The sequence below is a fragment of the Hydrogenimonas thermophila genome (assembly GCF_900115615.1).
Taxonomy (GTDB): domain Bacteria; phylum Campylobacterota; class Campylobacteria; order Campylobacterales; family Hydrogenimonadaceae; genus Hydrogenimonas; species Hydrogenimonas thermophila.
Window position 1 is genome coordinate 32,476 of the sequence record NZ_FOXB01000006.1, and the last position, 25,900, is coordinate 58,375.

The window sequence follows — 25,900 nt, forward strand, 5'->3', positions numbered from 1 at the left end:
GAGGGTTAATGCAAATTGCATTAACCCTATTTATTTTTAAACCATCCTTTGATCTTTTCAAAAGTAGATTCAAAGATACTTTCATGAGGTTTAGATTCAATTCCAAAACTCTCTTGTAACTCTTTTAGTAACTCTTTTTGTTTATCATTGAGTGATTTAGGATAAACTATTTTAATTTGAGCAATCATATTACCCATCTGTCCACTATGAACGTTTCTTACACCTTCTCCCCTAAAAATAAACTGCTCTTTATCTTTTACCCCTTGTGGAAGTTTAAGCTCCTTTTTCCCTCTAAGTGTAGGAATTTCAATAGTATCTCCAAGTACAGCTTGAGTGAAAAATACTGGAACTTCTAAATATATATCATCTCCATGACGAATAAAATGTTCATCCTCTTCTACATAAAAAGTAATGTATAAATCTCCACGTCGTCCACCTATACCAATATTACCAGCATTTGGAATACGAAGACGATTTCCATCATCAACACCTTCAGGAATATTTACAGTTGTTGTAGTCTCTACCTCTTCATAACCTGTTCCTGAACATTTTGTGCACTTCTCTTTAACTGTTTGTCCACTACCATGACACTGAGGACAAGTTTGTGCAAATGTCATAAAGCCTTGTCGCATATATACCTGACCTTGTCCATTGCAATATTCACAATTGGTAACGTTACCATCTTTTGCACCAGTTCCTTTGCAAGGTTCACAAGGTTTTTTATATCTGTACTTTAGCTCCTTTTCAGTACCAAAAATGGCTTCTTTAAAGCTCAACTCCATTTGTGCAGATAGATCTAGATTATATTTTTCTCCTGATCCTCTGCTTGATCTGCGTCCTGTAAAACCTCCTCCAAAGACTGATTCAAATATTGCACTTAAGTCATCCATTATATCTTCATAGTTTTGTCCTTCAAAACCATGGAAGCCTTGTCCTTCAAGACCAGCTTTTCCATATCTATCATAAATAGCTCTTTTATTTTCATCACTAAGAACCTGATAGGCTTCATTAACAAGTTTGAATTTCTCTTCAGCCTCTTTATCATTCTGATTTCTATCAGGATGATATTTAAGTGCCATTTTTCGGTACGCCTTTTTAATCTCTTCTTGTGTCGCTGTACGCTCAATTTCTAATATTTCATAATAGCTTAACTCTGTCAAAACTGCTCCTGATATTTAACTTTGTAGAATTTATGAAGGTCTATATTCTGAGCGCGATTTTATCATATTTTCAGTATAATCCGCATTATAAAATCATAAATATTTCATTACTGTTTTTATGGCAAAGTTTAAGTAAGAGGGATTTTGACTTGAAGAATAAGATTGAAAGTTTTGAAAATCTTGTCAGTGCATTAGAATCACTACCTGCAATTGGAAAAAAGTCGGCACAAAGAATAGCTTATTATATGACAATGGAAGATCATTTTGCTGCAATGAAGATAGCTCACGCTATAGAAAAGGCTGTCCAAAAGATTCAGAAATGTGAACGATGTGGTGCAATGAGCGAAGATGAACTTTGTCCAGTATGTGCAGATATGACACGTGATCACAGTAAACTTTGTATTGTCGAACACGCAAAAGATATTTTGCAAATAGAGTCAAGTGGTGATTTTGATGGAACATATTTTGTTATGGAGTCAGTAGACCATTTAGACAGCAGTAAATTGATTGATAGAATAGAAGAGGGAGTGGAAGAGGTAATATTTGCATTTACTCCTAGTATTGCTACAGATGCCATGATCCTTTTTATTGAAGATAAATTAAAAGATTATGACCTTGTATTTACTAAAATAGCCCAAGGTGTTCCAACAGGTGTAAGCTTGGAAAATATTGATATGCTGTCACTTTCACGAGCTATTCAGGATCGTGTAAAGGTTTAAACAGCATTTATAGTGATAAAAATGGTCTCATTGCTGTTTCAATTTCATCAAGTGTATATTGATGATCTGTAAAGTAGTCAAAAGCAATGATACCTTGTTGTAAAAGCATCTCTGAACCATCAAAAAATGGTAGAGTAAGCTTTTTTGCTTCTTTTAAAAATGGGGTATCTTTTCCATAAATAACATCAACGGCATATTTGGCTTTTTTTAAAGATTGGTCTAATAACTCTTTTGGCATCGGAAGGCTTTCATCACTTAAGCCTGCTGATGTAGTATTGATAACAACATCTTTTGAAGATGGGTTAAAGCTATCCCAAGTGTGGCAGACAAAGCCTTCATCTTTAAACCATTTAAGACGTCTTTCAGAGCGGTTGACTACTTCTATGTTGATATCTTTAGATCGTAAGAAAAGAGCAAGAGCACGTGCAGTACCACCAGCTCCTATAATCAGTGCTGACTTGGTTGTCCCAAGTTTTTGGAGAGCTCGGTAAAATCCTGGTGCATCAGTATTATATCCATAAAGTTTATTATTTTTTAAAACAAGTGTGTTTACTGCTTGAACTTCTGCAGCAAAAGGTTCAACTATATCTGCTGCTTTAAAAGCCTCCTCTTTGTGAGGAACGGTAATGTTGCATCCATTTAGCCCTAAATGAATGAAAGTATCACGCAGTTTTGTTCCATCTATAAGTTGCCATCTACCATAACATCCATTAAAGCCAAGTGTTTTAAAGGCTAAATTGTGCATTAAAGGCGATTTTGAATGGCTTACAGGGTCTCCAAATATTGCAAATAGTTTCATTATTTATATCTCCTTTTTGTTGGAAGTAAATTCCAACAAAAATTCCTCTCACTCTTGTGCTTTGCACTCTCTGTGAGAAAGCTTTGCCCTAAAGAGCAAGAGATAAAACGCTGATTAAGCGTTTTATTGTCTCAAATCATCCAGTGTGCTTCTAAGTGCAGCTAGTTTATTTTTGACTTCAAGGTACTCAAGTTCAGGCTTACTGTCTGCAACAACACCAGCACCTGCTTGTAATACAATCTCATCTGGTTTAATAAGAGCAGTTCTAATAGTAATAGAGCTATCCATATTTCCATCAAATCCAAAATATCCTACGCTACCACTGTAAAATCCTCGTTTTATACCTTCAAATTCAGCTATTAATTCCATAGCACGAATTTTAGGAGCACCTGTCATTGTTCCGGCAGTAAATGTAGCTGCAAAGAGATCAAACATATCTTTGTCATCATCTATTTTGGCTTCGACATCGCTTACCATATGCATTACGTGAGAGTATCTTTCTACACGCATAAGAGCTGTAACTTTAACAGTTCCTGCTTTTGCCACTCGTCCAACATCATTTCGTCCCAAATCAACTAGCATTATATGTTCTGCACACTCTTTTGGGTCATTTAACATTTCAGCTTCTAACTCTTTATCTCTGTCAATTGTTTTACCACGTTTTCGTGTACCTGCAATTGGTCTAAGTAGAATGTTTCCATCTGTTAACCTAACCATTACTTCCGGAGAGCTTCCAGCAATAGAAAAATCTTCATATTCTAATAAAAAGAGATAAGGTGATGGATTTTTTGAGCGTAAAATTCTGTAGAAACTGAATGGATCTACTTTTGCCTTTTCACTGTATCGGTTTGACATTAAAATTTGGAAAACATCACCACTTTTGATCATCTCTTTTGAGTCATTGACCATTTTGTGGAATTTTTCTTCATCAAAAGCAAATTTACCGCCTGAACTTTTTATTATGGGCTTCATTTCCATATATTCATATGGAGACTCAATTAGTTCAATTAATGAATCAAATGTTTCATATGTTGATTCATCTGATGTGATAAGACTAAGTTCACTTGTTTTATGTGAGAAAGCAAGAACCAACCGTGGACGAATCATATCAAAATCGGGGATGTTATCTCTATCTTCAAGTCTATCCATAAAAGGTTTTAATACAGGCTCAAAAACTTTTACCATATCGTAACCAATATAGCCAATAAAGCCATCAAGAAATCCAATCCCACTCTCTAGTCGTTTGGTTTTATAACTGTTTTGATCTATCTTTGCATAATAGTTTTTTAAAAAAGTAAATGGATCATCACTTGGGAAATGTCTGTTTCCCATTTCATCTATATATGTTGTTTGGTTGTTTTTATATATTAGACGCTCTTTGGCTCCAATAAAGATAAAACTAAAGTTTCCATCATCATTGCCACCGACACTTTCAAAAAGCATTGTAATATCATTACTAAAATGCTCTCTTACTTTAGCATATAAAGCAGGTGGTGCAAATTGGTCAAAAAGTATCTTCTTTATAAAAACCATGTTACTTCTTTGTAATATAGGCATTTTGATTTATTCTTTTTCTAATAACAGGAAGAGCCTCTTTAGCCTTTTTTCTTGATGGATATGGCCCAATCATTACTTTTTCATATGTCTTTCCATTTTTTTCACCTTTAACTATTACATAAGAGAGTTTTTCTTTAGTAATTGCATTTAAAAATTTCTTGTCAGGTGGGTAATTAAAAAAAGCACCAACTTGAATATAATATTCATTATTTGTTTTACTGCTATGAGTATTGCTTCTTTCAGTATATTTAGGTTGAGCAATTTTTGATGAACTTGATTTTACACTTTTATTAGGAGTTGTTTCTTTTGTATCTGTTTCATATGCTTGTTTTTTGATTTTACCAATAACTTCATTAATTTTTGTATCTTTGTTTTCATTTTCGATTGGGATCTCTTCAAAAAGTGGTTCTTGTGGTTTTGCAACAGGTTTACTTACAGGTTCAGGTGGCAATATAACTTGTGTCTTTTGCTTCTCTTCCGGCTGGATAAGAGTTTTTGTAATTAAAATGATCAATATAAGTACAAGTAGTAAAACAGCAGCAGCTAACATCAGTTTTTTAAGATTTGAGCCTTTATTGCTGTTTATTATTATGTCATCTAAATTATCTTGTTGTTGATTCTGCATAGCTTCTCCTTTACATATGCTTTGACCATGACGCACCACGCTCTTTTGCATAAAGTTTGTATGGTAATATCAAAATATTGTACTCTCTTGGAAGATCTGTTGTAGGAAACATTCTCCACTCTTTTGGAAGTTTTGTAGCTAATTTTGTTGAAAGTAGTCTACCTAACTGAATTGCTTCCTGGAATGTTGTATGTCCTTTATGAACATATAAGTGTAGATGCCCAGGCGTTTTTGTTTCATAAGCAGTAAAGTTAATGAAGCCTTCTTCTCTTAACATAAGTTGTGCTCTGTGCCAAAATCGATCAGGGTTTCTACCATTGTAATCGAATACAATATTTTCAACTTTATTATGACGGTTTATCATATCATGAGCAACTACAATTTTTCCATCTGCATGGTCATTCATGACCATGCGTGTCAATGGTTCATCGATACGCTCAAATTTGTTGTAAAAAGTACGACCATTATGAATTATTTTATTTACTATGCCTGGTCTTTGTATATAGTAATGATCTGTGACAAATTTGATGAGTTGCGTATCTACATTATACATTATATACTCCTAGTATGTTGGTTGGTTATAGATGACAAATTTTCTTGCAAGTTCAGTCATCTCTTCTTTAATTTTTTCCTGTTTCTCATGATTTTCTATATCATCAAGTACGTCACAGATTGCATTTGCAATAATTTCAAATTCTGCTTCTTTCATACCTCTTGCAGTAAGAGCTGGAGAGCCTATGCGAATTCCGCTTGTTACAAATGGGCTTCTTGTTTCGCCTGGAACAGTATTTTTATTAACAGTAATACCTGCACGACCAAGAGCAGCATCAGCATCTTTTCCACTAAACTCTTTGTTTAGGAATGAAACAAGAACCAAGTGGTTGTCTGTACCACCACTTACTACATCATATCCTCTTGAGATAAGGATATCTGCAAGAACTTTTGCATTTGCTTTTACCTGTCGTGCATATAGCTTCCACTCATCACTCAAGTTTTTGCCAAAACCTACAGCTTTTGCCGCAATAACATGTACAAGTGGACCACCTTGAATTCCTGGGAAGATAGCACTGTTAATTTTTTTAGCAAGCTCTTCATCATTAGTTAAAATAAGGCCACCGCGAGGACCACGAAGAGTTTTATGGGTTGTTGTAGTTACAATGTCACAGTGAGGGAATGGGTGTGGATGTTCACCAGCAACTACAAGTCCTGCAATGTGGGCAATATCAGCCATAAGCAGTGCACCAACACTGTCAGCAATCTCTCTAAATTTTGCAAAATCTATTTCACGTGCATAAGCACTTGCACCACAGATAATCATTTTAGGTTTTACGATTTTTGCAATATCTGCAACACGGTCATAGTTTATACGACCATCTAACTCAACGCCGTAAGTAAAGCTTTGGTAGTTTTTACCTGAAAAGCTAACTTTGGCTCCGTGTGTAAGGTGTCCTCCGTGGCTAAGGTCCATACCAAGAATCTTATCGCCTGCTTTTAGCATTGCCGCATATACTCCGCCGTTAGCCTGGCTACCTGAGTGTGGCTGAACGTTGGCATATTCACATCCAAAAAGAAGCTTTGCTCTATCAATTGCTAGCTGTTCAATAGCATCTGCATATTCGCATCCGCCGTAATATCTTTTATATGGATACCCTTCAGCATATTTGTTAGTGAATACACTTCCTTGAGCTTCCATTACTTCAGGAAAAGTGAAGTTTTCACTTGCGATCATCTCAAGATGATCTGTTTGTCGTTTTAATTCATTCTCAATAATTTCATATACGATAGAATCATTTTGTTGTAAAATTGTCATTTCTCTTCCTCTTTATTCTCTTTATTTTCAGTTTGTGATTTTAGTGGACGCATCGCTGGGAAAAGGATAACGTCACGAATAGTATGTTGATTAGTAAGTAGCATTACTAATCTATCAATTCCTATTCCTTCACCAGCTGTAGGAGGCATACCATAGCCAAGAGCTTTGACATAATCTTCATCCATATGCATCGCTTCATCATCACTATCTTTTTGTGCCGCTTGAGCTTTGAAACGTTCATACTGATCAAGAGGATCATTTAGCTCACTAAAGCCATTGGCAATCTCTTTACCAGCAATAAATAGTTCAAATCGATCAGCAATTTCTGGATTGTCATCACTACGACGTGCCAACGGGCTTATATCAATAGGGAAGTGTGTAACAAAAGTTGGGTTTATCAACTTCTCTTCTACAAATGCATCAAAAAGCTCACCCCAAAGCTGTCCTTTAGTTAAGTGATCTTCTACTTCAATTCCTTTACTATTTAGGTAGTCACGTATTTTTTGTGTATCTTCTAAAATCTCTTCTGGTACATCACCGATTTGCACAAGAGCATCTTTATATGCTATGCGTTTAAATGGAATTGAAAAGTCTATTTCAAGTTCACCATATGAAAGTTTTTCAGGCAGGTTTAACTCTTTAAATAGAGTTTTAAACATCTCTTCCGTTAACTCCATTAGATCTTCATAACGGTGATATGCCCAGTAGAATTCAATCATTGTAAATTCTGGATTGTGTGTTGCATCCATTCCTTCGTTACGGAAGTTTCTATTGATTTCAAAAACCGCTTCAAATCCGCCTACAATTAGTCTTTTTAGGTAAAGTTCTGGCGCAATACGAAGGTATCTGTCAACACCAAGTGCGTTATGATGAGTAATAAAAGGTCTTGCATTTGCTCCACCTGGAATAGGGTGCATCATAGGTGTTTCAACTTCCAAAAATCCATGGTTTTCAAAAAATCTTCTAATCAGACTTACAATTTTAGAACGCATTAGAAAAACTTGTTTAACATCTGGATTCATAATCATATCCAGATATCTCTGACGATAACGAAGTTCAATATCTTGCAAGCCATGGAATTTTTCAGGAAGAGGGGTAATAGCTTTTGTAACAAGTTGAAGCTCTTTGACATGCATTGTTAGTTCGCCTGTTCTTGTAATGAATGGAAAGCCAGTTGCTGCTACTATGTCACCAACTTCAACCATCTTTTTGACTGTTTTAAACCATTCATCTCCCAAGTCATCTCTGCTAAAATAGATTTGAAGTATTCCACTCTCATCTTCTATTTTTGCAAATGCAGCCTTACCCATTAAACGCAAAAATTTTATGCGTCCGGCAACAGTGCAATTTTCATCTACTGCTTTTTGCTCTTCACTATCTTTCAGATAAGAGTATTTTTCTAGAAACTCTCTATTTGTACACTCTTTTACAACTCTGTTCTGATAAGGGTTTACGCCCATCTGCCGTAATGATTCTGCCTTTTCTATACGCTGCTGTTGGTACTGGTTGTCAAAAATCAACGTCTTGTTTCCTTTGTTTTTTTTATTTATTTTCTTGACATTCTGGACAGATGCCAAAGATTTTCATAATATGATCTTCCATTTTAAAGCCAAGAGATTTAGCAATCTTCTCTTGCTTTTTTTCAATGGACTCATCAAAAAATTCCAGAATTTTACCACATTTTGTACAGATAATGTGGTCATGATGAGCTTTTACACCCAACTCATACTTTTTTCCTTGAGTTCCAAATGATATTGATGTCGCAATATTTGCATTTTCAAGCAGAGAGAGTGTTCTGTAAATTGTTGCAATACCGGTATTTAGATCAGGATTTTCACTCTTAATAATCTGATAAATCTCTTCTGGTGTAAAGTGACCTTCATGATTATATAGAGTTGAGAGTATTACTTCCCTCTGTTTTGTAAATTTCAGATTATTCTTTTTTAGAAGTTGTTTAAACTGTTCAAGCAGTGTCTCATACGAAATTAAAGGAGTATTTTGTGGTATATTAATTTTATTCATTCTAGACCCTTTTGGCTAGATAAATGGTTTGAAATTGTTTGAGCACTTTTTTCAACACTCTTTTTGGCTTTTTTTTGTATTTCATTAACTTCATTTTTTACTTTTTCAGGATCAATATTTATGATAAATTTTCCAGTTTCATAATATAAAGGGTACATAAAACTTTCAGCTACATATTTTTCAGTAGTTTTTTTAATTATTTCAATATTTGAGAGAGCATACACTATTGCAGATACAATTACAAATATTTTTCCTCCAGCAAATATAAAGCCAAAGAGTTTATCAATTATTCCCATTCCAGAGATAGATATTAGTTTTGATAATAAAATCCCTGCTAAAATAAAGGTAAGCCAAATAAGTGTTAACAATGTTAAAAAACCAATCATGTTTAAAGCAGTTTGTGAATCAATTTTTATAATATTTGAGCCAATCCACATTCCAAAATCTTCAGCATAACTTGATGCAATAAATACACCTGAGATTATACCCAATAAACCTGCTATCTCTTTTATCAGTCCATTAAAAATACCTTTGATTCCAACAATTAATATTACCCCTAAGGTAACAATGTCAAACCAAATAATCTCTGTCATTTTATAACCAACCTATCTTTTCCTCTTCTTTTAGCTTCATAAACAGCAGAATCAGCTCTTTCAATGAGTTTTTCTGGAGTATCACCAGCTTTATATGCAGTCATTCCTATACTTAATGTCATTTTTATAACATTACCTTTATAGATAATTTTATTAGATCTAACAGTGTTTAGTATTCTTTCAGCAACTATTTTAGCATCTTCAATCTTAGCTCTATTAAAGATGATTAAAAGTTCCTCTCCTCCATATCTGTAAGCTTTATCTGTCTCACGAATAGCTGATTTTATAAGTCTTGAGAGCAGTATGAGTACTTTATCGCCTGCTAAATGTCCAAATTGATCATTGATTTTTTTAAAATCATCTACATCAATCATCATTATGGTTGTATTAATTTGTTTGTCTTGCGATATTTGATGCAACAGTTCAAGATCATTTTTTAAAGCTTTTCTATTGTAAAGCTTTGTCATTGGATCAATGTTCGATTGTTTTTGTAACTCTTCAATCTCTTTTTCTAAATCTTTAATTGTATTATTTGCATTTTCAAGCTCATTTAATATATTGTATTGGAATAGATTAAAAGATTTTTTAAAGTGGTTTAGGTCTATACTCTTCTCTTCAGAATTGATAATGCTATCAATTTCAAATGTATGAGTTTTAGTTATATCTTCAATTTTAACATTAGATAGTTTAAAACTTTCCACGCTCTGTTTTGCTATATCAAAGCACTCTGTTGTAAATTTTTTAGCTGCTGTATCAAGATATTCATCTATATACATTTTATAGCCGCGTGAAGACATTTGTTCAAAAAGGATTTCAATACTTTTGCTTACTACTTCAAAAGGATCTTTTTCTTTTATTTCCTCTGATTCAATGTAAGACTCAATTTTTTGACAACTCTCTTGAATAGTTTTTTTTAGGGATATCAAAGAATCCATTAATAAAGTTCTCCAGTTAATGCTTATATTGGTAAAAGTTTAATAACTACTATGGCAATGATTATATTACATTGAAGCTGAAAATCAGTTGCATAATGAGGAATAGAGTAGTAGAATTTTACCAATATAGGGATTGGTAACTATATTCTACTACTATAAGTGCAAGTATTTTAGTTAGTTTTTATCTCTTTGAAAAATTCTGAAACCATAAATGCCATTTCAAGTGCTTGGTTTGCATTTAAACGAGGATCGCATTGAGTGTGATATCGATTTCCAAGTGCATCTATTGTAATATTACAGCTTTGACTTCCTGTACACTCAGTGACATCTTCTCCTGTCATCTCTAGATGTATACCACCTGGGGTTGTACCTTCTGCATGGTGAATTTGGAAGAATTGTTTAACTTCTGATAAGATGTTGTTAAACTCTCTTGTTTTAAAACCATTTTCTGTTTTAAATGTATTGCCATGCATTGGGTCAATACTCCATAAAACAGCTCTACCTTCCTCTGTTACTTTTTTTAGTAGAGGTGGGAAAAGGTCAGCAATTTTATCTGCACCCATTCGTACAATTAGTGTTAACCTGCCAGGTATATTTTCAGGATTTAGTTTATCTATAAGTACAATAAGTTCATCTGGTTTCATAGAAGGTCCAACTTTTACACCAACAGGGTTTTTAATACCACGGAAAAACTCTATGTGAGCACCGTCTAAATCTCTTGTTCTATCACCGATCCAGAGCATATGAGCTGAACAGTCATACCAATCTCCGGTAAGTGAATCTATACGAGTCAATGCCTCTTCATAATTTAGAAGAAGAGCTTCATGTGATGTATATAGAACTGTTTCACGCAGTTGAGGAGTGTTTTCAGGTGTAATGCCACATGCAGAAATAAATTTTAATGCTTGCTCTATTTGCTGTGCTATCTCCTCGTAACGTTTTCCAAGAGCTTTATCTTTTACAAAGTCTAAGTTCCAGTTATGTACTTTTGTAAGGTCTGCCATACCTCCACGTGCAAATGCACGTAAAAGATTCAGTGTTGCAGCTGATTGATAGTATGCTTTTATCAGCTTCTCTGGTTTTGGTTCACGAGCATTTGGATCAAAATCAGAGTCATTTACTATATCACCACGATAACTTGGTAACTCCATTCCATCTTTCGCTTCTGTGTCTGAGCTTCTTGGTTTTGCAAACTGTCCTGCAATACGACCTACCTTTACTATAGGTTTTCCACTTGAAAAAGTCATAATAACAGCCATCTGCATCATGACTTTAAATAGATTTTTGATTGTATTTGCATTGAATGCATTAAAACTCTCTGCACAGTCGCCGCCTTGTAGCAAGAAAGCATCACCTTTGACAGCTTTTGCAAGTTTATTTTGCAAACTTCTTGCCTCTTCTGCAAAAATTAGTGGTGGAAAGCTTTCAAGCTCTTTTGTTATTTTTTCAACTTCTTCCGGATTTTTATAGGAAGGTTGCTGTTTAATAGGAAAATTTCTCCAGCTATTTTTATTCCAGTTGGCCATTTTTTACCCTCTTATATCTATAGATTCGGCGCAATCATAGCATATTTTCACTGTTAATTATGCTATTTTTTAGAATTTAGTTTTTAAAAATTGTAATCTATAATACTTTTGTATCTATTTTAAATAGTGTTTTGTAATGCTTTTATCAATTCATCTGGACGTGTTGAATATCTTAAAGCATCATCTTTTTCTATTATGCCATCTTTTACAAGTTTAACAAGAACTTGGGTTTGTGTTTGCATACCAGATACACCTTGTCCTAATTGCATTTGACTGTATATTTGGTGGACTTTATCTTCACGAATAAGATTTGCTATTGCTGGGTTTGTGATCAATATTTCTGGAACAGCAACACGACCACCACCAATTTTTGGAATTAAAGCTTGCGAAATTACAGCTACCAATGATGTGGAAAGTTGAGCTCTGACTTGAGGTTGTTCATCTCCACTGAAAACATCAATAATTCTATTGACAGTTTGAGCTGCAGAATTTGTATGAAGTGTACCAAATACCAAGTGACCTGTCTCTGCAGCAGTTAATGCTGCAGATATAGTCTCTTTATCTCTCATCTCACCAATTAGTATGACGTCAGGATCTTCACGTAAAGCATATTTAAGTGCATTGGCAAAACTGTTTGTGTCAGAGCCTACATTTCGATGAGAAAAGAGTGACTGCTTATTTTCATGAATAAACTCAACAGGGTCTTCTACTGTAATAATATGTTTACGCTCTGTAATATTAATCTCATTTAACATAGATGCCAATGTTGTAGATTTACCACTGCCAGTAGGACCTGTTACTAAAATTAAACCCTTTTCACGCTTTATAAGCTCTTTGTAAATTTGTGGAGCACCTAGTTCATCAATACTAGGTATTTTTGTAGGTATAACTCTAAAAGCTGCAGCAACATCACCCATGGTACGGTAATAATTGGCACGAAACCGTCCTACATTGGGAAGTTGAATAGCAAAATCAAGCTCTTTGTTTGCTTCAAAGGCTTTTTTTTGCTTCTCAGTAATAATGGAGTAGCACATCTCTTCAATGGCTTCTCCATCCAGCTTAGGAAGGTCTAGTGACACAAGTTTACCACCAATTCTAATTTGTGGTTCACTTCTACTCACCAGATGCAGGTCACTTGCTTTATGTGCAACTATATTTTTTAGCAATTTTTTTATATCTATAACTTTATTCATAATATTTATTCCTGAAACGGATTTGTATATTTACTCAATTATATTCGGTACTACAAAATAGTCATCTTTTACTTTTGGTGCATTCTCTATAATTATTTTTTTAATTTCAGCATTCTCATTAGGAATATCTTCACGCATAGGAGTGCCACATTCAAGTGTTCTAAAAGATGGATCAAGCCCCTCTGTATCAAGTTCACCCAGAACTTCTACAAAACCTACAATTTTTTCAAGTTCATTTATCATTTCTTCTCTCTTTTCATCTTCTATCTTTAACATAGAGAGCTTTTCTAGTCGTTGTAGCATTGCATCATCAAATTTCATATTCCATTCCTTCAATAATATTTTAAAAACTGCAAAATGCTGATAATGTCAAGCAACTCAAAGAGAGAGCAAGCACAAAATCATTTTTTATACGTTTTGCCTTATTTAACTTTAGTTTTGTTATGATATCGAACTAAAGTTTAAGAGCAGTTTTTAGGAGTTAATGTGAGCATAAAAGAGCAAGTAGAATTTGTAAAAGAGGAGCTTACACAAGATGAAAAGCTTCTTGAAGGTTTGATTAAAGTTGAACGTTTTTACAAAAAAAATAGGTTGGCAATTTTGGCACTATCTATTTCAGTTGTAATAGGAGGAATAGGTTATGGTGTTATGGAGTATGTTAAAGAGCAGCATCTTTTGAAGGCAAATAGTGCATTGATTAAATTGCAAAGTAATCCGTCAGATAGTAGTTCACTGAAAATTTTAAAAGAGTACAATCCTTCTTTATATGAACTATATATATTAAAAGAAGCAACTACAAACGGTGACATAAAAAAATTAGAAGAATTAGTAAACAGTAAAGATGAAACTATCTCTGATTTGGCAAAGTATCATGTAGCTATATTTAAAAACAGTCTTTCGCAAATTAAAGACTATCGTCTTAAAAGCACTTCATTGCTAAAAGATTTGGCGCTATTTGATGAAGCTTATTTACTATTAAAGAGTGGTAAAGTAGATGAAGCAAAAAGCAGACTTGCTCAAATACAAGAAACATCATCTGTAAAACCAGTTGCAAAGATGTTGGAACATTATGGGATAAAAGGGAACTAATGAACTTTCAAATCAAAATAGCGTTTTTGGCATTTAGTCTTCTATTTTTTATGAGCGGATGTAGTGAAAAACACTATTTCGAGCCTGAAGATATTAAGGGTCGTATACAGTATGATGGTGAGTTACCTGCAGAGATAGTTGAAGTTGGTTATAGCGGAGCAACTCTTAAAAATGGTCAAGTTATTACTCAAAAAGGATTGCAAAACTACCATTTACCAAAAGATTACCGTTTTATAAATTCTTACAATGATTTAGTAGTAGCTGCCAGTGATTGTAAGCCAAATATTGTTTTTAATAAAAAGACAAATGAAGTAATCAAGCTCAATCTTAAAAGACGCATTGTTGCAGCAATGTTTATACCAGATACAACAAAACTGGCTTTTGTATTGGAAGGTAACAGTTATGGAATATATGATTTTAAAGAGCAAAAAATAGTTTCCAAGTATCAATCTGACAAGGCAATAAGTGCAGATATTCGTATTGCAAACCCTATGATGCTTGCTGATTTAATTTTAGTTCCAACTTTAGATGGTAAATTGGTAATAATGGGAAAAAAAGAGGGAAAAAGAGTACGTGAAATAATTGTAGGAAAAGGTGAAGATTTTAATAATATCATATTCCTTAAAGTAATAGGCAATCGTCTTGTTGCCGCTACTCCTCATCGTATAATATCTGTAAGTCCTAAAATTATGGATGCTCAAAATATAGAGATTAGTGATGTGTTATTTGTTGAAGATGGTATATATATTTTAAGCAAAGATGGAACAATATATCTGTGTGATGAGAGTCTGAAAATATTAGCAGAAAAGAAGCTTCCTTTTGCACATTTCGTAGGTGCTATTTATGGGGAGTTTATCTATGTTGTTGAAAAAGAGGGGTATATTATTGCTTTAGATTTAAATTTGGCAAGTGCAAATATATTTGAAATTCCTGATGAAATTGAGAATTGGTTCTATTCAACAAAAGATACATTTTATTACGAAAAATATTTCTTTAAATTACATCAGCAATAAGCAGGTTTTAGGAATGATAAAAACTATACTAGAACCATTAAGGCAAAATGGATTTATATTTAAACGATTTGAACCATTTTCTCTTCAAGTGATCGGTAGTAGAAAACGTATAGGTGTTTATCATGGAATTGATACAAAAAATCGCTATTTTCTTCTTTTTGTAGTTAATCGCAAGAGTAGGGTACTGCAAAAAGATGTTAAAGAGTGGCTTGATATTAAGCAAAGAATTGAACACTACTGTGGTTATGCGATTATGATAAATATAGCTTTGATAAATGCACCTCTTTGTTCCAAGGCAAAAGCTATTTTAGTGCAAGAGGGATGGAAAGTCATAAATAATGCTTCTATGTGATATTGGAAATACAAGAATGCATTTTTATAGTGGTAATGAAATTCTACACTTTACCCATAATGAAGGTTTAGAACATTTTAAAAATGAAAAAGTATATTTTATAAGTGTTAATCAAGAGATTACCAATAAGATAAAAAAATTATCTTTAAAATGGATAGAAGTTAAAGACGAAAATTTTTTAAAAACTTCATATAAAGGGCTTGGTATTGATCGTATAGCTGCATGTTTAGGCATAGAGAATGGAGTAGTGATCGATGCTGGAAGTGCCATTACTGTTGATGTTGTAGAAGATGGCAAACATCTTGGAGGTTGGATTTGGCCTGGTATTAAAGCTCAGTTGAAATGTTATACAAATATATCAGAGCGATTAACTGTTTCATTGAACAGTTTAGTAGATGTAAGTAAATTGCCTCAAAACACAACTGAAGCTGTAAGCTTTGGCATATTTGCTCCTATTGCATGTTTAGTTAAAACTTTTGCTCAAAATAGAAAAGTTGTTTTAACAGGAGGAGATGCCAAAATTTTATCTTCACTCTTCCCTGATGCTGAAGTTGATGAAGAGATTGTTTTTAAAGGGATGAAAAAAATGATAAAGGAGAGCGGATGCTAACCGTTGCATTGCCAAAAGGGCGAATTGCAGAACAGACACTGGAAATTTTTGAAACAATTTTTGGTGATGAGTTTAAATTTGAGTCAAGGAAATTGATTCTTGATATGGGAGCATTTCGTTTTTTGCTGGTAAGAAATCAGGATGTTCCGACATATGTGGCTCATCAAGCTGCAGATATTGGGGTTGTAGGATTAGATGTTATAGAAGAGCAGGGGCTTGATATCATAAGACTTTTAGACCTTGGAATTGGCAAATGCAAAGTTGCGGTTGGTATTCGAGAAGATGATGAGCTAGATTGGAGCAAGCCACAAATGAAAGTAGCTTCTAAAATGGTTAACATTACTAGAAATTATTTCAGTAAAAAAGCTATGGGTGTTGAAGTAATAAAGCTTTATGGATCAATTGAACTTGCACCTTTAGTTGGTCTTGCTGATGCTATAGTTGACATTGTAGAGACTGGTACAACTATGAAAGAGAATGGTCTAAAAGTTGCTGAAACAATTATGGAGTCTAGTGCACACCTAATAGCAAATAAGCATAGTTTTCTTGCAAAGAAGAGTGAAATTATGGAGCTTTATACCCAAATGGAAAAGGTTGTACGTGGGTCTTGAGCTTTATGCAAAAATAGAACCTATTTTAGGTTTTGAAGAGAGTATAGAGGGTCTTTATGATTTTTATATAGAGCTTTTGAAAAGCTGGAATCCAGATACTTTGATAGACATAGGATGTGGCAGTGGTGCTTTTTTAAAGCGTCTTTCACAAAATATGGAGTTAAGCAGAGTTTATGGCATAGACTTAAGTAAAACAATGGTAGAACGTGCCAAACTTTTAGGTTTAGATGCTGACGCAAAAGATTTATGTGATGTAAAAGAAAGCTTTGATGTTGCTACTGCTGTATTTGATGTTTTGAACTACCTTGACTTTGAAACTTTAGAGCAGTTTATGGGCTGTGTTTATAAGGTACTAAAACCTGGTGGTATATTTATTGCTGATATAAATACACTATTTGGTTTTGAAGAGGTTGCACAAGGCTCTCTTATAAGGGAAGATGAAAAAAGATTTGTAACATTGGATTCAGTGTTTGATAATGGAATACTCACAACAAATTTGACTCTTTTTGAAGAAGAGAACAGTGGATGCTATAGAAAGTCAAATGACACAATAGTTCAACACTATCATGAAACTGAAAAGTTGGCAAATCTTGGAGGGTTAGTTCTTGTTCAGAGTTATCCTATTGAAATGTATGCAGATATTGCTGACAAAGAGGTGTTAGTTTTTAAGCGAGAAGCATGAGTTTAGTTTGATCCCGCAAAAAGCGGGATCTTCTTGGTTACTTAATCTCTTCGAATGGATTAGGAATAACGCGCTTGTGGTCTACAACATATGGTACTAATGCTGCAGCACGAGCACGTTTAATAGCTTTTTCAACCATCTCTTGATGCTTCTTGCAGTTTCCTGTCAAACGGCGAGGCATAATTTTATATCTCTCAGATAGAGATGCTTTGATGCTGTTTAAATCTTTATAGTCAATAAACTCAACTTTTGCTTCGCAGTATTTGCAGTAGCGTTTTGAATATTTTCTTCTTTCTGCCATGGTGTTTTCCTTTTTCTATAATCGTATTAATATTTAAAATGGTATATCATCTTCATCAATGTCAATTGTTGGTAATTCCTGAACCGGTTGTTGTGCAGGTGTTTGTTGTTGCACAGGGGCTTGATATTGCTGTTGAGCAGCAGGTTGTGCATATGTTGACTGCGGTTGATTATATGTAGGTGCAGCCTGATCATATCCTGTACCACCTTGGTGCCCTTGCTCACTATCACTTCTTCTGTCAAGCATTTTTAAATTTTCAACAGTAATGGAGTGTTTACTTCTTTTTTGCCCATTCTGATCAGTCCACTGCTCAAGTGTTAATCGTCCCTCTATCAGAACTTTACTGCCTTTTCTAAGGTATTGATTTGCAATTTCAGCTGAACGACCCCAGACAGTAAAATCGATAAACATAGTTTCATCTTTTTGCATGCCACTAGAGTCTTTAAAGCGTCTATTTGTAGCAATGCCGCATTTAGCAAGTGCTTGTCCACTTGGCAGATAGCGAAGCTCGACATCTCGTGTTAGATTACCGATCAGGATTACCTTATTGAACATCAAATAGCCTTAAATTTATTATGCAGACTCACCTGCAGTTTGAGCAGCCTCTTTTTTAGCACTTGCTGCACCTGCTTTGTTTACAAGATTTTGCCAAGCATTAATCTCTTTTTTATTTTCATATTTAACATTTAAGAAGCGAATAATTTCTTCATTATAGCGGAAGTTTCTTTCAAGCTCTTTGATAAGAGAACTTGGAGCAGTATAATAAATTACATAGTAGTATCCGCGAGGACTTTTCTCTATTTCATATGCTAGTTTACGCATTCCCCAGTCAAAAGTAGCTGCAATTTCAGCACCATTCTTTTCCAATATCGACTTAACGTTGTCGATTTGAGCTTTAATTTCTTCTTCTGTCAATGTTGGTTTGACTACGAAGAGTGTCTCGTAATGTCTTGTCATTTTATGTTCTCCTTATGGTATTAGCCCTTTTGGTTTTCTCCTCTTGTTTAAATCAAGAAGAAAGAGCAAAGAGCATCGCGATTCTATCCTAAAAAAGATTTAATTTTTATTAATATTGAAAACAAAAGTGTCTCTTTTTGACTTGAATTGCCTGCTGTTTTTATTGCAATCTCACCTTCTGCTAGCGTATCAAAAACTTTTTCAAAAACATCCATAGGAGTTTTTATAGCTAATTTTGCATATCTTTCTACTACATGCTTTGGAGGTGAATATCCTAAGATCTCTTTTGCATTTGGTGTACCGTGTAGCTTTATGTAGATATGGTATAAAAAAAGTTGATTTGTAAAATATTGAATTTGTCTAAGCAGAGCAAATTCATCTTCGCCAAGTTTACTTATTTGATTAATTATATCTGTTAATGGCTTTTTTGAAAATAGTGAAAAGAGAAACTCATTAACAGCCATTGGAGCAAGGGAAAATATATGTTCATCAATCTCTTTTGAGCTTATAGGACTATTTAAAATAGATAGTTTTTCAAGTTCATTCAAAGCCATTGAAAGATTGATATTTAAAGCCATAAGTAGATGCTCTATGGCGTACCTATCAATCTGAATATTTAAATTTTGTGCGTGTTCTTTAATTATAGTTACTGCTTCGTTTAAACTTGGTTGAAAGAAGCGTACATGTTCAGCATTCATCTTTTTTGCAAAGGCAGATGTTAGGGTTTTAAATTCGCTTCCGGTATAAGCATATACAAAGTAGTTTGTCTCATTTCGGAAAGCAAGTTCAATCAATTGTGTCAACTCTTTTTTAGGAATCTTTTTATCACTTTTTACCAAAAGAAAGTTTACATCACCAAATAGTGAGCTTTGAGATAACCAGTTTTTTGCTTTTTGAAAATCATACTCATCATAATATAGTTTTAAAATGGAATCACCAGCCCCACTAATTTCAATAATTTTCTTTATACTACTTTCTATGTAATATTCATTCTCTCCATAAAGCATTACAGATTTAGGTAGTGTTCCAGAATTTAACAGCTGGTCAAATTCACGCTTATACATCTCTATTTACCATAAAACATTCAAAATTCATCATTATCGAAAAGGTGTTTTGTAGACTCTACATGGACAAATATTTTTGCTTGAGCTAAATGGACAGTATTAACATTTGCTTCAATACGATCAAATAAAAGAAGATCACTTTTATCACAAAAAATTCTCATTCCTAAAATATCTTTATCAGTTGTTGCTGCTGGAATTTGTGATGCTTCTATGACAACTGCATGCAGTGTAGTATCTCTGTTGGCATCAGCCCATCTTGCATATTTTCTTGCCATAAAATCCCACTCAACACGGGTTGCTTCACGCTCAAGTTCACTTATTTTTATGCACAGAGGTTCAATATTTCGCAATATATACTCTCTTTTTTTCTCATCATTTGCTAGTATAGCTTTAAGCAGTCTATGAAGAGTAAGGTCAGAGTATCTTCTTATTGGAGATGTAAAGTGGGTGTATCGTTCAAAACCAAGCCCAAAGTGACCTATGTTTTCTGCACTGTAACCTGCTTGTTTTTGTGTTTGAATGATAAGCTGATCTACATAAGGTTCTACACCTTTTTCTCTAGCCTCTTTTTGAAGAGCCAATACAAGTGAGTGAAAATCGCTTTCACTCTCGTCAACAAATATTCCAATTTTGCCAAGTTCATCAACCAGTTTTTCAATTCTCTCTGGACTTGGAGGCTCATGAACGCGGAAAATTCCATAATCAAAATGTTCTGCAGCAGCTTTGTTTGCCAAAAGCATACAATCTTCTATGAGACCATGAGAAGGGGTTGAAGATTCCATACGTGTTGAAATAAGGTTTTGATCATCATCAAGTGTCATTCTAACTTCTGTTGATCTAAAATCGTATCCTCGTTTTAGTCTTTCAGCACGTAATCTATCAGTTATCTCTTTAAGTGGAAAAATAAAAGATAGCGTCTCTTTGTCGTCCTCTTTTGCAGACTCTATGCCATTTTCAAGGTAAGCATCAATTTCATCATAGTTGTAGCGTCTTCTTGAGCGTATGATAGCTTCAAAGAAACTATGTTTTTTTACATTTAATGTCTCAATATCAAGCTCTAGTTTACAAACATATGCAAGTCGGTCAACATTAGGTTTAAGTGAACAGATATTTTCACTTAAAGCTCTTGGAAGCATTGGAATAGATTTATGCGGAAAATAGATTGAAAATCCTCTGCTTCTTGCCTCTTTATCTATAGCACAATCTGGTGTAACATAGCTGCTTACATCAGCAATAGCAACATAAAGAGTATGGTTTTTTTCATCCCAGTATATTGCATCATCAAAATCTTTTGCATCAACCGGATCTATCGTACAAAATGGTAAATGTCTTAGATCTGTACGATCAGGATATAGCGATGCATCTACACTGTCTCCCCAGCTTAAAGCTTCTGTTTCAGCCTCTTTGCTAAATTGCTCTTGTTTGTTGAATATAGCCAAAGATATTTTTTCATCAACCTTAGGATCATTTAGATTTCCTAAAATTTGAGTAATTTCAGATGTACGGTTGTCTACTTGAAAAACAGTATGTTCTGAGAGTTTTTCTATAGAACTTTTAAGCTCCATAGGAAGGTCTGTTTTAATGTGAAATGGCTGTAGACCTGACTCAGTACTTTTTATATAACCTACAGCATATACAAATGCAGGCTGAACTACTTTTACTACTCTTGCACTTGGTCTTCCAGGTTTACCAAATATACGTTTTACAATTACATAATCACCATTTTTTGCACCATTTAAATTTTGAAACTCTATGAGAAGATCTCTTCCTTTTGCTCCAATTAGCTCTAAAAATGCAGTTCCAGATGGAAGTAAGTCTACTATTCCCGCACGATATTTTGAGTCTAGTTGTACTTTTTCACCAATCTCTTTGACAATACGCTCACGTAATAGCTCTTCAAGTAGTGGCTTATACTCTTTTTCAATGTCAGTTTTGTATGCACCTTTTGCAATGCGGGTTAGAAAAGATTTCATTTTTTTTCTTTAACTTGTTTTTAATGATTCAATTGCTTTTTTCAAGTTTTGAGAATCTAGCCCATACTCTTCAGCTTTTTCATATGCTGCTTGAATACTCTCTTCCGATAGAGGAGATGTTAAAGGAAGAGCTTCTTTGACTACTCTTAAAATTTGTGTATTTTTTCTTATTTTATCATCTGCTTTTTTAGGATTAACAATATTTTGCATAATATCTATCATTGTTTCATTGTATTTCCAGTGTTTGAACATAAGCGCAACAATCCATTCACTAGGAATAGATAAAAACTTCTTTTCAATAGTTAAAATGTCATTAAAAGTTCTAGCTTTTGAGATTTCTGACTGAAACTCGTCAGCTTTATTTTCTTCACTTAAAACTATGACAGCTACCAGTTTACCAAGCTCCATAAGTAAAGATAGTGTTACCATTTCTGCATTATGTGCAGTAACTTGTGATTTTCCCCACAAACTTGTTAGTGCATTTTGCATAGTTGAAACAGTCATAAAGTTATTTGATGATATTCCATATGTTGAAAGATCCATAGGAAAGTTTTTACGCATAGCATAAGAGACGGCAAAACCCTGAATTGTACCCATTCCAAACAGTGAAACTGCCTGATCAATTGATGTTATTTGTCTACTGAATCCGTATAGTGGAGAATTAGCAGCTTTTAAAATATCTGCAGTAAACATTGGGTCTTGTTTTACTACTGGTATTAAATCTTTAATTGTTCCCTCTGGATCTTCACATATTTCTCTAACTCTTTGAATGCTTTCTGGTAGAGGAGGAAGAGATTTTATTTTTTTAATTATTTTTTCAACCATTAGATTGCTCCAAACTAATTTAACTTTTTATTGTACTCCAAGCATTCTTAAAGAATTAGAAGATAACTATTTTGCTTATTAAAGTAATCTAATACTTTTTTATCTTTTATATGATTCAAAGCGCTACTTGAATATAATCACCAAAATTTTTCCAAAAGGATTCAATATGGCATTGAATGTATATTATGACAAAGATTGTGATCTTTCTATAATTCAATCAAAAAAAGTTGCAATGATAGGATTTGGAAGCCAGGGACATGCTCACGCAGAAAACTTAAGAGATAGCGGTGTAGAAGTAGTTGTTGGACTTAGAAAAGGCGGAAGCAGCTGGAAGAAAGCAGAAGCAAAAGGTTTTAAAGTTCTTGAAGTAGCAGATGCTGTAAAAGAGGCAGATGTTGTGATGATTCTTCTTCCAGATGAGACTCAAGCAGCTGTATATAAAAATGAGATTGCTCCAAATCTAAAAAGCGGTGCAACAATTGCATTTGGTCATGGATTTAACATCCACTATGGACGCATTCAGCCTGCAGCTGACATCAATGTTATGATGGTAGCTCCTAAAGCACCTGGACATACTGTACGCAGTGAGTTTGTTAAAGGTGGTGGTATTCCTGACTTGATTGCTGTTGAGCAAGATCCAAGTGGAAATACAAAAGAGTTGGCTCTATCTTACGCTTCTGCAATTGGTGGTGGTCGCACTGGAATTATTGAAACAACTTTCAAAGATGAGACTGAAACTGACCTTTTTGGTGAGCAAGCAGTACTTTGTGGTGGTGTAAGTGCTCTTATTCAAGCAGGTTTTGAAACACTTGTTGAAGCAGGGTATCCTGAAGAGATGGCATACTTTGAGTGCTTGCATGAGATGAAACTTATTGTTGATCTAATTTTTGAAGGTGGTATCGAAGATATGCGATACTCAATTTCAAATACTGCAGAGTATGGAGATATGGTAAGCGGACCTCGTGTTATCAATGATGAGAGCCGTAAAGCTATGAAAGAGATCTTAAAAGAGATCCAAAATGGTAAGTTTGCAAAAGATTTCATTCTTGAGGGACAAGCTGGTTATCCTCGTATGAATGCAGAGCGAAAAAATCTTCACAACCATCCAGTTGAAGTAACAGGACGACGCTTGCGTGCAATGATGCCTTGGATTAAAGCAAACAAAATAGTAGATCAAGAAACTAACTAAAAAAGGCTTTCGCACCTTTTGGTGCGAAAGATATATTCTCCATGACAAAACGTAAATCTCCTCAAAAAAGCAGAAAAACAGTAGTAAAAAAAAGGAAAAAAAGTACTAAGTCCAAAAGTGCTATGACAATAGTACTAATTGGTCTTATTCTTATTTTAGTTATTGCTCTTTTTACTGGTGTTGCAGGCTGGATAGGTTATGAGGCAGGAAAAGAAAAAGCTTCAAAATCATATGAAAATCAGGTAGAACAGTATAAAAATGATTTAGAAAAATTACGAAAAAAGTTAGATAATACCTCTTCTTTTTTAGAAAAAAAAGAGAAAAGTGAGCCTAAAAAAGTCTCTAAATCTTTAGATTTGTCAGAAATTAAAGATTATGTTGAAGCTGCTGAACACAGTAAGAAAAGCACAACCAGACAAAAAAAATCAATTGTAAAAAAAGAGATAAAAACTGATAGACCAAAATTGGTTATTATTATAGATGATGTTGGTTCTAGAGCACAACTTAAAGCAATTAAATCTTTACCGTGGAAAATAACCCCATCAATTTTTCCTCCTACAAGGCGACATCCAAATACTTCTAAATTAGCTGCTAACTTACAACATTATATGATTCATTTGCCTATGGAAGCACTAAATTATAAGTACGAAGAGGATGGTACTTTAAAAGTTCAAAGTAGTGAATCACAAATTGATACAAAAGTAAAAAAATTACGTCAACTTTTTCCAAACGCTAACTATATTAATAACCATACAGGTAGTCGTTTTACATCAGATATTATTTCAATGGAGAGATTTTTCTTAATTGCAAAACAGTATGGTTTTTATTTTGTAGACAGTAGAACTACTCCAAAAACTGTTGTTCCTATGGTATGCAAAAGTTTCAATGAACCATATTTAGCAAGAGATATTTTTCTTGATAACAAAGCTGATATAGGTTACATAAAGAATCAATTAAGAAAAGCTGTAAAAATAGCTAAAAAACATGGTTATGCAATAGCAATAGGTCATCCACATTCAATAACTTTTAAAGCGTTAGCCAGTTCAGGTAATATTTTGAAAAATGTAGATGTTGTCTATATTGATGAAATTTATTATAGTCTTAGTAATTAATTTTTACTAGACTAGTTTAAATTTCTACTCTATTTTTAAAAGTTCAAAATATATTTACAATTTTTCCAGCAATGATATTTAATTATTTTATGAATAAAACGCTAATTTAAGCTATGGTTTTACCAAAAAAATAGCTAATTGAAAAATATTGAGATAATATCACAACCTTGAACTTTATATTATTTTAATAATTCAATTTTATAGAACTTTCCATCAACTTTAAAATATTAAGATTTGTAATTCACTATATTTTTTAGGAATATAATTGTTTTAAGATATAGTTAGAAGTTAAAATTATTAATATATTATTTATGAATATGAAAATATTCAGCTTTTAAAATATTAAAATTTATATTAAAAGGCTATAATATATTAAAAGTTACTAATTACAAAATTAGGAAAATGATGCCATTTTTATTAGATAAACATATTACAGAATTTAAATATATGAAGAGTTACCCAAAACATATATATTATAGAGGGGATGAAGATTTATTGAATAGACAAAAGGTATCTGTTGTTGGAACAAGAAGACCAAGCGGATATACCAAAAGTATTGTTATGCAAATTACTTCATCTTTGGCAAGCAGAGGTGTTGTCATTGTAAGTGGTGCAGCTATGGGAGTAGATGCAGTTGCTCACAATGGTGCTGGTTATAGTAGTACAATTGCAGTGATGGGTTGTGGAATAAAACATAGATATCCTAAAATAAATAGTAATTTAATAGAATCTATTGAGACAAAAGGCGGCTTAGTTTTAAGTCAGTTTGATCCAGATTTTATTGCTACCCCTTGGAGTTTTGTAGTTAGGAATGAATTGGTTGTTGCTTTGGGAGAAGTCCTTATAGTAGCAGAAGCTGATCTAAATAGTGGAACTATGAGAAGTGTAGAGTATGCAAAAAAGATGGGAAAACCAATATTTGTAATTCCTCACAGATTAGGTGAGAGCAAAGGTACAAATGCTTTATTAGAGTCTAAAGATGCTGAAGCAATATATGATATTGATAAGTTTGTAAGTAGTTTTGGTGTTTTAAGTAAGTCACAAAAAGAAGATACATTTATACAATATTGTAGAAAGTCACCCTCGTATGAGGATGCTATGAAGAAATTTGGTCAAAAAGTATTTGAAGCAGAGTTAGAAGGTATTATAGCAGTCAAAGATGGACGCATTGTTATTTTATAAA

At 33.6% G+C, this 25,900-nt stretch carries 29 protein-coding genes; 10 read left to right on the top strand and 19 right to left on the bottom strand.

Features of this window, described 5'->3' with window-relative positions:
• Positions 1–26: 26 nt before the first annotated feature.
• Positions 27–1,160: a molecular chaperone DnaJ gene (gene dnaJ / locus BM227_RS03375; protein ID WP_092911207.1), complete on the bottom strand. Its 1,134-nt coding sequence runs from the start codon at positions 1,158–1,160 to the stop codon at positions 27–29.
• 149 nt (positions 1,161–1,309) lie between these two features.
• On the opposite strand from dnaJ, the gene recR reads away from it, so the two are divergent.
• The gene (gene recR, locus BM227_RS03380; RefSeq protein WP_092911209.1) at positions 1,310–1,879 is read left to right on the top strand and encodes a recombination mediator RecR; all 570 of its coding nucleotides are present in this window, start codon (positions 1,310–1,312) and stop codon (positions 1,877–1,879) included.
• A 7-nt stretch (positions 1,880–1,886) separates the two neighbouring features.
• Here the strand turns inward: recR and BM227_RS03385 are convergent, their stop codons facing one another.
• From BM227_RS03385 to gatC, 12 genes are all read right to left on the bottom strand, one after another.
• Positions 1,887–2,678: a shikimate dehydrogenase gene (locus BM227_RS03385; RefSeq protein ID WP_092911210.1), complete on the bottom strand. Its 792-nt coding sequence runs from the start codon at positions 2,676–2,678 to the stop codon at positions 1,887–1,889.
• A 123-nt stretch (positions 2,679–2,801) separates the two neighbouring features.
• The gene (locus BM227_RS03390; RefSeq protein WP_092911212.1) at positions 2,802–4,211 is read right to left on the bottom strand and encodes an anthranilate synthase component I family protein; all 1,410 of its coding nucleotides are present in this window, start codon (positions 4,209–4,211) and stop codon (positions 2,802–2,804) included.
• Position 4,212: 1 nt separating this feature from the next.
• The gene (locus BM227_RS03395; RefSeq protein ID WP_177201973.1) at positions 4,213–4,860 is read right to left on the bottom strand and encodes an SPOR domain-containing protein; all 648 of its coding nucleotides are present in this window, start codon (positions 4,858–4,860) and stop codon (positions 4,213–4,215) included.
• Between the two features lie 10 nt (positions 4,861–4,870).
• Complete coding sequence (locus BM227_RS03400; protein WP_092911216.1) at positions 4,871–5,413, bottom strand: DUF1882 domain-containing protein; 543 nt, start codon at positions 5,411–5,413, stop codon at positions 4,871–4,873.
• Between the two features lie 9 nt (positions 5,414–5,422).
• Entirely contained in the window at positions 5,423–6,670 is a 1,248-nt protein-coding gene (locus BM227_RS03405) for a serine hydroxymethyltransferase (protein ID WP_092911218.1), read from the bottom strand.
• The gene (gene lysS / locus BM227_RS03410; RefSeq protein WP_218147906.1) at positions 6,667–8,187 is read right to left on the bottom strand and encodes a lysine--tRNA ligase; all 1,521 of its coding nucleotides are present in this window, start codon (positions 8,185–8,187) and stop codon (positions 6,667–6,669) included. The genes BM227_RS03405 and lysS overlap by 4 nt, the downstream gene beginning before the upstream one ends.
• A 25-nt stretch (positions 8,188–8,212) precedes the next feature.
• Positions 8,213–8,692 (bottom strand): Fur family transcriptional regulator, encoded by a 480-nt coding sequence (locus BM227_RS03415; protein ID WP_092911222.1) that lies wholly within the window; start codon positions 8,690–8,692, stop codon positions 8,213–8,215.
• Complete coding sequence (locus tag BM227_RS03420; protein WP_092911224.1) at positions 8,689–9,285, bottom strand: CvpA family protein; 597 nt, start codon at positions 9,283–9,285, stop codon at positions 8,689–8,691. Before BM227_RS03420 ends, BM227_RS03415 begins: the two co-directional genes overlap by 4 nt.
• Positions 9,282–10,220, bottom strand: coding sequence for a GGDEF domain-containing protein (locus BM227_RS03425; protein WP_092911226.1), 939 nt, complete (start codon positions 10,218–10,220; stop codon positions 9,282–9,284). Before BM227_RS03425 ends, BM227_RS03420 begins: the two co-directional genes overlap by 4 nt.
• Before the next feature lie 170 nt (positions 10,221–10,390).
• Positions 10,391–11,746, bottom strand: a complete 1,356-nt coding sequence (locus BM227_RS03430; protein WP_092911228.1) for a class II 3-deoxy-7-phosphoheptulonate synthase — start codon at positions 11,744–11,746, stop codon at positions 10,391–10,393.
• Positions 11,747–11,865: 119 nt separating this feature from the next.
• Complete coding sequence (locus tag BM227_RS03435; protein WP_092911230.1) at positions 11,866–12,939, bottom strand: type IV pilus twitching motility protein PilT; 1,074 nt, start codon at positions 12,937–12,939, stop codon at positions 11,866–11,868.
• Between the two features lie 30 nt (positions 12,940–12,969).
• On the bottom strand, positions 12,970–13,260 hold the full coding sequence (gatC, locus tag BM227_RS03440) for an Asp-tRNA(Asn)/Glu-tRNA(Gln) amidotransferase subunit GatC (protein WP_092911232.1): 291 nt from the start codon (positions 13,258–13,260) through the stop codon (positions 12,970–12,972).
• 165 nt (positions 13,261–13,425) lie between these two features.
• Here gatC and BM227_RS03445 point away from each other — a divergent pair, with 165 nt between their 5' ends.
• The 6 genes from BM227_RS03445 to BM227_RS03470 are packed head-to-tail and all read left to right on the top strand — an operon-like array spanning position 13,426 to position 17,296.
• Complete coding sequence (locus tag BM227_RS03445) at positions 13,426–14,028, top strand: hypothetical protein (protein ID WP_092911234.1); 603 nt, start codon at positions 13,426–13,428, stop codon at positions 14,026–14,028.
• On the top strand, positions 14,028–15,041 hold the full coding sequence (locus BM227_RS03450; RefSeq protein ID WP_092911236.1) for a PQQ-binding-like beta-propeller repeat protein: 1,014 nt from the start codon (positions 14,028–14,030) through the stop codon (positions 15,039–15,041). The genes BM227_RS03445 and BM227_RS03450 overlap by 1 nt, the downstream gene beginning before the upstream one ends.
• A 13-nt stretch (positions 15,042–15,054) precedes the next feature.
• Positions 15,055–15,393: a hypothetical protein gene (locus BM227_RS03455; RefSeq protein ID WP_092911237.1), complete on the top strand. Its 339-nt coding sequence runs from the start codon at positions 15,055–15,057 to the stop codon at positions 15,391–15,393.
• The gene (locus BM227_RS03460; protein WP_092911239.1) at positions 15,380–16,003 is read left to right on the top strand and encodes a type III pantothenate kinase; all 624 of its coding nucleotides are present in this window, start codon (positions 15,380–15,382) and stop codon (positions 16,001–16,003) included. The genes BM227_RS03455 and BM227_RS03460 overlap by 14 nt, the downstream gene beginning before the upstream one ends.
• Positions 15,997–16,614: an ATP phosphoribosyltransferase gene (gene hisG, locus BM227_RS03465; protein WP_092911241.1), complete on the top strand. Its 618-nt coding sequence runs from the start codon at positions 15,997–15,999 to the stop codon at positions 16,612–16,614. The genes BM227_RS03460 and hisG overlap by 7 nt, the downstream gene beginning before the upstream one ends.
• Complete coding sequence (locus tag BM227_RS03470; RefSeq protein WP_177201975.1) at positions 16,604–17,296, top strand: class I SAM-dependent methyltransferase; 693 nt, start codon at positions 16,604–16,606, stop codon at positions 17,294–17,296. The genes hisG and BM227_RS03470 overlap by 11 nt, the downstream gene beginning before the upstream one ends.
• A 37-nt stretch (positions 17,297–17,333) precedes the next feature.
• Here the strand turns inward: BM227_RS03470 and rpsR are convergent, their stop codons facing one another.
• From rpsR to BM227_RS03500, 6 genes are all read right to left on the bottom strand, one after another.
• On the bottom strand, positions 17,334–17,597 hold the full coding sequence (gene rpsR, locus BM227_RS03475; protein WP_092911245.1) for a 30S ribosomal protein S18: 264 nt from the start codon (positions 17,595–17,597) through the stop codon (positions 17,334–17,336).
• A 33-nt stretch (positions 17,598–17,630) separates the two neighbouring features.
• Complete coding sequence (locus tag BM227_RS03480) at positions 17,631–18,152, bottom strand: single-stranded DNA-binding protein (RefSeq protein WP_092911246.1); 522 nt, start codon at positions 18,150–18,152, stop codon at positions 17,631–17,633.
• 18 nt (positions 18,153–18,170) lie between these two features.
• Positions 18,171–18,554, bottom strand: a complete 384-nt coding sequence (gene rpsF / locus BM227_RS03485) for a 30S ribosomal protein S6 (protein ID WP_092911248.1) — start codon at positions 18,552–18,554, stop codon at positions 18,171–18,173.
• Between the two features lie 83 nt (positions 18,555–18,637).
• Entirely contained in the window at positions 18,638–19,618 is a 981-nt protein-coding gene (gene holA / locus BM227_RS03490) for a DNA polymerase III subunit delta (RefSeq protein ID WP_092911249.1), read from the bottom strand.
• 20 nt (positions 19,619–19,638) lie between these two features.
• A complete protein-coding gene (locus BM227_RS03495) occupies positions 19,639–21,591 on the bottom strand; it encodes a ribonuclease R family protein (protein ID WP_092911251.1) in 1,953 nt (650 codons plus the stop codon).
• Positions 21,592–21,600: 9 nt separating this feature from the next.
• A complete protein-coding gene (locus tag BM227_RS03500) occupies positions 21,601–22,416 on the bottom strand; it encodes an HDOD domain-containing protein (RefSeq protein ID WP_092911253.1) in 816 nt (271 codons plus the stop codon).
• 166 nt (positions 22,417–22,582) lie between these two features.
• On the opposite strand from BM227_RS03500, the gene ilvC reads away from it, so the two are divergent.
• The 3 genes from ilvC (at position 22,583) to BM227_RS03515 (ending at position 25,899) form a co-directional block, all read left to right on the top strand.
• The gene (ilvC, locus tag BM227_RS03505; protein WP_092911254.1) at positions 22,583–23,605 is read left to right on the top strand and encodes a ketol-acid reductoisomerase; all 1,023 of its coding nucleotides are present in this window, start codon (positions 22,583–22,585) and stop codon (positions 23,603–23,605) included.
• Positions 23,606–23,646: 41 nt separating this feature from the next.
• Complete coding sequence (locus BM227_RS03510; RefSeq protein ID WP_092911256.1) at positions 23,647–24,717, top strand: divergent polysaccharide deacetylase family protein; 1,071 nt, start codon at positions 23,647–23,649, stop codon at positions 24,715–24,717.
• A gap of 405 nt (positions 24,718–25,122) precedes the next feature.
• Positions 25,123–25,899, top strand: coding sequence for a DNA-processing protein DprA (locus BM227_RS03515; RefSeq protein WP_342707883.1), 777 nt, complete (start codon positions 25,123–25,125; stop codon positions 25,897–25,899).
• Position 25,900: the final 1 nt, after the last annotated feature.

What these genes read in the sequence shown, in the direction of transcription:
- BM227_RS03385 (WP_092911210.1), bottom strand. Translation starts at nt 2,678, where the DNA reads ATGAAACTATTTGCAATATTTGGAGACCCTGTAAGCCATTCAAAATCG.
- BM227_RS03390 (WP_092911212.1), bottom strand. Translation starts at nt 4,211, where the DNA reads ATGGTTTTTATAAAGAAGATACTTTTTGACCAATTTGCACCACCTGCT.
- BM227_RS03395 (WP_177201973.1), bottom strand. Translation starts at nt 4,860, where the DNA reads ATGCAGAATCAACAACAAGATAATTTAGATGACATAATAATAAACAGC.
- BM227_RS03400 (WP_092911216.1), bottom strand. Translation starts at nt 5,413, where the DNA reads ATGTATAATGTAGATACGCAACTCATCAAATTTGTCACAGATCATTAC.
- BM227_RS03405 (WP_092911218.1), bottom strand. Translation starts at nt 6,670, where the DNA reads ATGACAATTTTACAACAAAATGATTCTATCGTATATGAAATTATTGAG.
- BM227_RS03415 (WP_092911222.1), bottom strand. Translation starts at nt 8,692, where the DNA reads ATGAATAAAATTAATATACCACAAAATACTCCTTTAATTTCGTATGAG.
- BM227_RS03420 (WP_092911224.1), bottom strand. Translation starts at nt 9,285, where the DNA reads ATGACAGAGATTATTTGGTTTGACATTGTTACCTTAGGGGTAATATTA.
- BM227_RS03425 (WP_092911226.1), bottom strand. Translation starts at nt 10,220, where the DNA reads ATGGATTCTTTGATATCCCTAAAAAAAACTATTCAAGAGAGTTGTCAA.
- BM227_RS03430 (WP_092911228.1), bottom strand. Translation starts at nt 11,746, where the DNA reads ATGGCCAACTGGAATAAAAATAGCTGGAGAAATTTTCCTATTAAACAG.
- BM227_RS03435 (WP_092911230.1), bottom strand. Translation starts at nt 12,939, where the DNA reads ATGAATAAAGTTATAGATATAAAAAAATTGCTAAAAAATATAGTTGCA.
- gatC (WP_092911232.1), bottom strand. Translation starts at nt 13,260, where the DNA reads ATGAAATTTGATGATGCAATGCTACAACGACTAGAAAAGCTCTCTATG.
- BM227_RS03450 (WP_092911236.1), top strand. Translation starts at nt 14,028, where the DNA reads ATGAACTTTCAAATCAAAATAGCGTTTTTGGCATTTAGTCTTCTATTT.
- BM227_RS03455 (WP_092911237.1), top strand. Translation starts at nt 15,055, where the DNA reads ATGATAAAAACTATACTAGAACCATTAAGGCAAAATGGATTTATATTT.
- BM227_RS03460 (WP_092911239.1), top strand. Translation starts at nt 15,380, where the DNA reads ATGCTTCTATGTGATATTGGAAATACAAGAATGCATTTTTATAGTGGT.
- hisG (WP_092911241.1), top strand. Translation starts at nt 15,997, where the DNA reads ATGCTAACCGTTGCATTGCCAAAAGGGCGAATTGCAGAACAGACACTG.
- rpsR (WP_092911245.1), bottom strand. Translation starts at nt 17,597, where the DNA reads ATGGCAGAAAGAAGAAAATATTCAAAACGCTACTGCAAATACTGCGAA.
- BM227_RS03480 (WP_092911246.1), bottom strand. Translation starts at nt 18,152, where the DNA reads ATGTTCAATAAGGTAATCCTGATCGGTAATCTAACACGAGATGTCGAG.
- rpsF (WP_092911248.1), bottom strand. Translation starts at nt 18,554, where the DNA reads ATGACAAGACATTACGAGACACTCTTCGTAGTCAAACCAACATTGACA.
- holA (WP_092911249.1), bottom strand. Translation starts at nt 19,618, where the DNA reads ATGTATAAGCGTGAATTTGACCAGCTGTTAAATTCTGGAACACTACCT.
- BM227_RS03495 (WP_092911251.1), bottom strand. Translation starts at nt 21,591, where the DNA reads ATGAAATCTTTTCTAACCCGCATTGCAAAAGGTGCATACAAAACTGAC.
- BM227_RS03500 (WP_092911253.1), bottom strand. Translation starts at nt 22,416, where the DNA reads ATGGTTGAAAAAATAATTAAAAAAATAAAATCTCTTCCTCCTCTACCA.
- ilvC (WP_092911254.1), top strand. Translation starts at nt 22,583, where the DNA reads ATGGCATTGAATGTATATTATGACAAAGATTGTGATCTTTCTATAATT.
- BM227_RS03510 (WP_092911256.1), top strand. Translation starts at nt 23,647, where the DNA reads ATGACAAAACGTAAATCTCCTCAAAAAAGCAGAAAAACAGTAGTAAAA.
- BM227_RS03515 (WP_342707883.1), top strand. Translation starts at nt 25,123, where the DNA reads ATGCCATTTTTATTAGATAAACATATTACAGAATTTAAATATATGAAG.